At 61.4% G+C, this 5,083-nt stretch carries 6 protein-coding genes; 1 reads left to right on the forward strand and 5 read right to left on the reverse strand.

The features are described 5' to 3' along the window. Positions 1-252 precede the first annotated feature (252 nt). On the reverse strand, positions 253-1,518 hold the full coding sequence (locus VJ604_RS11325; RefSeq protein WP_324082546.1) for an acetate kinase: 1,266 nt from the start codon (positions 1,516-1,518) through the stop codon (positions 253-255). A gap of 224 nt (positions 1,519-1,742) precedes the next feature. On the opposite strand from VJ604_RS11325, the gene fdxA reads away from it, so the two are divergent. Further along, entirely contained in the window at positions 1,743-1,910 is a 168-nt protein-coding gene (gene fdxA, locus VJ604_RS11330) for a 4Fe-4S ferredoxin (protein ID WP_324082547.1), read from the forward strand. A 116-nt stretch (positions 1,911-2,026) separates the two neighbouring features. Here the strand turns inward: fdxA and gltX are convergent, their stop codons facing one another. From gltX to VJ604_RS11350, 4 genes are all read right to left on the reverse strand, one after another. Next, positions 2,027-3,430: a glutamate--tRNA ligase gene (gltX, locus tag VJ604_RS11335; protein ID WP_324082548.1), complete on the reverse strand. Its 1,404-nt coding sequence runs from the start codon at positions 3,428-3,430 to the stop codon at positions 2,027-2,029. A 79-nt stretch (positions 3,431-3,509) separates the two neighbouring features. Further along, on the reverse strand, positions 3,510-3,692 hold the full coding sequence (locus VJ604_RS11340; protein ID WP_324082549.1) for a DNA gyrase inhibitor YacG: 183 nt from the start codon (positions 3,690-3,692) through the stop codon (positions 3,510-3,512). A 78-nt stretch (positions 3,693-3,770) separates the two neighbouring features. Beyond that, positions 3,771-4,613: a response regulator gene (locus VJ604_RS11345; RefSeq protein ID WP_324082550.1), complete on the reverse strand. Its 843-nt coding sequence runs from the start codon at positions 4,611-4,613 to the stop codon at positions 3,771-3,773. A gap of 65 nt (positions 4,614-4,678) precedes the next feature. Further along, the coding region (locus VJ604_RS11350) for an SPOR domain-containing protein (protein WP_324082551.1) at positions 4,679-5,083 on the reverse strand (405 nt) is incomplete at its 5' end.

Here is a 5,083-nt window from a genome sequence, read left to right on the forward strand (position 1 = left end):
GAGAGGCCTGGCTAATATGCCAAAATGGCTGTTGAGAGGTTAACTGCTCAATAAGCCTGTGCCTTCCCTGATCTACTTACGGAATCAGCCCAAATTTGATGCCAGTAGCTTACTTGTCCCTACCTTTCCAACCGGTGCAGATTACCACGCCCCGTTAGCTCGTATCAATTTATATTTCCTTCTTAAACGTCAAAAGGCCGGCGGGATGGCCCCGCCGGCCTTTTGGATACATTTCATTTTTCTCCGGTTCTTCTACTTCCTGACGAAGTCGTCCTTGGAGAAGCTGTACTCGAAGTGCATGTGGTCGGTGTAGCTGCCGTCCAGGATGGCGGCCACGTCCTCGGTGAAGACAAGTTCCTCGTCGGTGGGGATGACGTACACCTTCACCGGGGAATCGTCGGTGGTGATCAGGGTCTCCCGCTTGCGGGTCATGGCGGAGGCGTTCCTCTGCTTGTCCACCATGATGCCGAGGTGCTCCAGGCCGGTCAGCGCGCGCTCCCTGATGGGCGCACCCATCTCGCCGACACCGGCGGTGAAGATCACGGCATCAAGCCTCCCCACCACTGCCATGTAGGTCCCGATGTACTTCTTCAGGCGATAGGCCTCGATGTCCAGCGCCAGGGCGCACAGCTTGTCGCCGGCCTGCGCGTGCTCGATCACGTCGCGGCGGTCGGTGAAGCGGCCGGTAATGCCGATCACGCCGCTCTTCTTGTTCAGGATGCTGTCGATCTCCTTGGCGGAGAGGTTGTCCTTCTGCATCATGAAGGCGGGGATGGCCGGGTCGATGTCGCCGCAGCGGGTACCCATCATGGCACCTTCCAGCGGGGTGAGCCCCATGGAGGTGTCAACCGAGACCCCGTTCTTGATGGCGCAGTGGGATACACCGTTGCCGATGTGCATGGTGATCAGGTTGCACTCGTTGGCCGGCTTGCCGAGCAGCGCGGCGGCGCGCTTGGAGACGTAGAGGTGCGAGGTGCCGTGGAACCCGTAGCGACGGACGCCGTACTTCTCGTACCACTCGTAGGGAAGCGGGTAGAGATAGGCGTGCTCGGGCATGGTCTGGTGAAACGCCGTGTCGAAGATGGCAACCTGGGGAACTCCCGGCAGCACGGCGAGGGCGCCCTCGATCCCCGCGATGTTGGGGGGATTGTGCAGCGGGGCCAGATGCTGGACGTCGGTTACCGCCTTCAGCACCTCGTCGTCGATCAGCACGGACCGGGTGAACTTCTCGCCCCCGTGCACCACGCGGTGGCCGACGGCTGCGATCTGCTTGATGTCTTTGAGCACCCCGTGCTCAGGGGAGGTCAGGGTCCGCAGGATAAGGTCGACCGCCACGGTGTGGTCGGGACAGTCGGAATTCTCGCGGTAGGTCTCCCTGCCCGGCACTTCGTGGATGATGAAGGAATCGCCGATTACGACCCTTTCCACCATCCCCTTGGCGACAACCACTTTTTTATCCCAATCGAAGAGCTGGTATTTAACAGAGGAGCTGCCGCAGTTTAATGCCAAGATATCCATCGATAAAAGACCCCCGCTGAAAATGTAGTTTGCCTGGTCGTGAGCAAAATCATCACAAATAAAACCTTTTTTTATATATACAGGAGAGTTGCCGACAGTTCAAGAAATTTTCTGAAGCGGCGTGGAAAATCGCCGCAGGTTTTAGTGGTGGACTTTTTCTGCTCGGTATGCTAGTTTTCCGAGGCAAATTACTACGAAATTCGTATACAAAGGAGGTGAATACCTTGGCTCACAAAATTTCCGACGAGTGCATCAACTGCGCGGCCTGCGAGGATTCTTGCCCGGTCAACGCCATCACCGAGCAGGGTGACAAGCGCGTTATCAATGCAGAAACCTGCATCGACTGCGGTGCGTGCGTAGACACCTGCCCGGTGAACGCTATCAGCGCCTAATCCGAACAGTTTCTTGCAACGCCTTGGCCTGCAGCAGAGGATTCCCCTCTCCTGCAGGCCTTTCTTTTTGTCAAACAATAGCTCAAAAATGAGAGGGGGCTTTTCGCCCCCTCAGCTTATTTCCCCAGCCGGGCCAAGGCCCGCTCCACACGCTTCCTGGTCTCCCCCTTGCCGAGCACCAGGATCATCTCGTAGATCCCCGGCGAAGCCGTGGTCCCCGAGAGCGCCAGCCGGACCGCCGGACCGATCTGGCCGAGCTTGATCCCCTTCTCCTCGCAGAACCCCTTGAAGAGCCCCTCGATGGATTCCATGCTGAAAGACTCCAGGCTGTCGAGCTTAGCGAGCAGCGCCTCCAGCAGGGACGGCGTCTCCGGCTTGAACGCCTTGGCCACGCCGCTCTCGTCGTAGTCGAAGTCGTCCTTGTAGTAGAAGACCGCGCCGTCGGCCAACTCCAGCATGGTCTTGGCCCGCTCCTGCAGGGTCTTGACAACCGCCACCAGGTCGGGACCGCCCGCCGGATCGACGCCGCGATCCTTCAGGAAGGGGGTGACCAGCCCGGCCAGCCGCACCGGGTCGCCGTTCTTGATGTAGTGCGCGTTCAGCCAGAGGAGCTTGTCCGGGTTGAAGACGCTGGCAGAACGCCCCACGCTCTCTATGGAGAACTTCTGGATGAGGTCCTGCAGCCCGAAGATCTCCTCGTCGCCGTAGCTCCAGCCAAGGCGCACCAGGTAGTTGACCATCGCCTCCGGGAGAAAGCCCATGTCGCGGTAGGCCATCACGCTGGTCGCGCCGTGGCGCTTGGAGAGGCGCGCCTTGTCCGCGCCCAGGATCATGGGGACGTGCGCGAAGCTGGGCACCGGGACCTCGAGCGCCTCGTAGAGCAGGATCTGGCGCGGGGTGTTGTTGACATGGTCGTCGCCGCGGATGACGGTGGTGATGTTCATGGTGGCGTCGTCGATCACCACCACGAAGTTGTAGGTCGGGGTGCCGTCGGTGCGCTGGATGATCAGGTCGTCCAGTTCCGCGTTCTCGAAGGAGATGGTCCCCTTGATGAGGTCGTTCCAGGAGGTGCTCCCCTCCTGCGGCGCCTTGAAGCGCACCACGTAGGGACGGCCGTCGTCAGGCTGGGGGGGGAGGTTTCGGCAGGTGCCGTCGTACTTCGGCTTGCCCCCTTCCTTCATGGCCTTTTCCCGCTTGGCCTCCAGCTCCTCCGCCGAGCAGTAGCACTTGTAGGCCTTGCCGGCGTCGAGCAGTTTCTGCACGTACTGCTTGTAGAGGGGGAAGTTGTCGGACTGGTAGAAGGGGCCCTCGTCCCAGTCGAGGCCGAGCCAGGCCATACCTTCCAGGATGGCGTCGACCGATTCCTGCGTCGAGCGGGCCACGTCGGTGTCCTCGATCCTCAGGATGAACTTGCCCTGCTCCTTCCTGGCCAAAAGCCAGTTGAAAAGCGCCGTCCTCGCCCCGCCGACATGCAGGTATCCGGTCGGGCTGGGGGCGAAACGGAGACGAATTTGTGACATGAAGGGCTCCTTTGAAGTTGATCAATGTAACAGCTACGCAATGGGTAGGTGAATCGAAAAACCCCGTTGCCGGGGCGGGTTACTCGTCCTCTTCCTCTTCGTGCTCGGGTGCCTTCTCGCCCGGAATCCGGTACCCCTCGTTGGCCCAGGTCCCCAGGTCGATCATCTTGCACCGCTTGGAGCAAAACGGCCGATAGGGATTATCCGCCAGAGGCGCTTCCTTTTTGCACTGCGGGCACTTGATGCTCACTATGGCGCTCACGGTGTACCTCCTGAAACAAAGACCTCCAGTGCCGCTAGCTCCTGGAGGGTTCTTGTATCGTCGTTAGTGTCGGCGAAGTCAGTTGAACCGGCAGTTCCCCTGGCTGAACTGCAGCGCCCGCTTGACCCGGGTCACCAGGGTCGCCTCTTGGACCGGCTTCTGGATGAAATCGAAGAAGCCCCGCTCGAAGGCCATGATCTCGTCCTCGGGGCCGTCCGGCCCGGCTATCAAGATGACCGGGATCAGGCTCAGCTCCGGGGTGGTCCGCAGGGCGTCGAAGAACCCGTTTTCGTGCAGGTTGGGCAGGTCCTGGTCGGTCACCACCGCCTGCGGCTTCTCGGTCAGCACCGCCTTGTACGCCTCCAGCCCGTCCGCCACCCGGATCACCCGGAACCCCTGCCTTCCCAGCACGTCGGCGAAGGTGGTGCCCAGCTGCCGGTCCGCCTCCACCAGCAGCACGGTCTGCCCTTGCAGGGTGCGGTTCTCCTTCTTCAGGTAGTTCCGGCAGATCGCCTCGTAGATCTCCTTGCGGGTCGCTACGTAGGGGGTGATGCTGAGCCCCTTCTCCACGGAAAGGTTCCTGACCACCCGCATCTCGGTCGGGTCGGCGATGGCCAGCGCCAACCGGTTGTTCTCCAGCTTGAGCGGGAAGATGTAGTTCTGCATGGCCACCTCGACCGGGATGGTGGCCAACAGTTCCGCCGAGTAGGTCAAACCTGCGAAGTTGCTGGCTACCCGGCAGGCGTGCTGGGTGGCCAGCGCTACCGCCAGTTCGTCCGAGGTGACCAGCTCAAGCTCCTCGAGCAGGGTCCCGAACCGCTTGTTGACACGCTTGGAAATCAGCAGCATCCGCTCCACGGTCTTGCCGGTCAGGATGCCGTTTTCCACGAAGATCTCGCCCAGCTTTGGTCTGGTTTCCATAGTCGCTCCTCATTGGAATTAACTATGGCTAACTATAACGACCGCGCGAGAAACATCAAGGGCTGCTATTCGGCAAGCACGATGGCGCCCTTCCCCGTCTTGCCTACCAGTTCATCGGCCTCGGCCTTGCTGAGATGTTTCCCCACCCTGATCCGGTACCAGACCCCCTTGTCGGGGACCTTCGATTCCACCAGGTAGGCGGCCACCCCCTTGGCGGCCAACTTCGCCTGGGCGGCATCGGCCTCCTTCTTGTCGCGGTAGGAAGCGATCTGCACGGTATAACGGGTCGAGGATGCCCCCTTCTCTGAGGCCTTGGCTGCCTCCGGGGCGGCGGCCGGCGCCCCTTCGGGTGCCGGGGCCGGGGCCGCGGCCGGTGCGGGGGCCGGCGCGGTCGGAGCCGGTTGGCTCGCGTGCGGTTCGGGCTTCTTCGGGTTGATGCCGCTTCCCAGGGCGGCCTTGCCACCGGCGGG

It is taken from the genome of Geomonas sp. (assembly GCF_035254065.1).
GTDB lineage: Bacteria > Desulfobacterota > Desulfuromonadia > Geobacterales > Geobacteraceae > Geomonas.

What these genes read in the sequence shown, in the direction of transcription:
- VJ604_RS11345 (WP_324082550.1), bottom strand. Translation starts at nt 4,613, where the DNA reads ATGGAAACCAGACCAAAGCTGGGCGAGATCTTCGTGGAAAACGGCATC.
- gltX (WP_324082548.1), bottom strand. Translation starts at nt 3,430, where the DNA reads ATGTCACAAATTCGTCTCCGTTTCGCCCCCAGCCCGACCGGATACCTG.
- VJ604_RS11325 (WP_324082546.1), bottom strand. Translation starts at nt 1,518, where the DNA reads ATGGATATCTTGGCATTAAACTGCGGCAGCTCCTCTGTTAAATACCAG.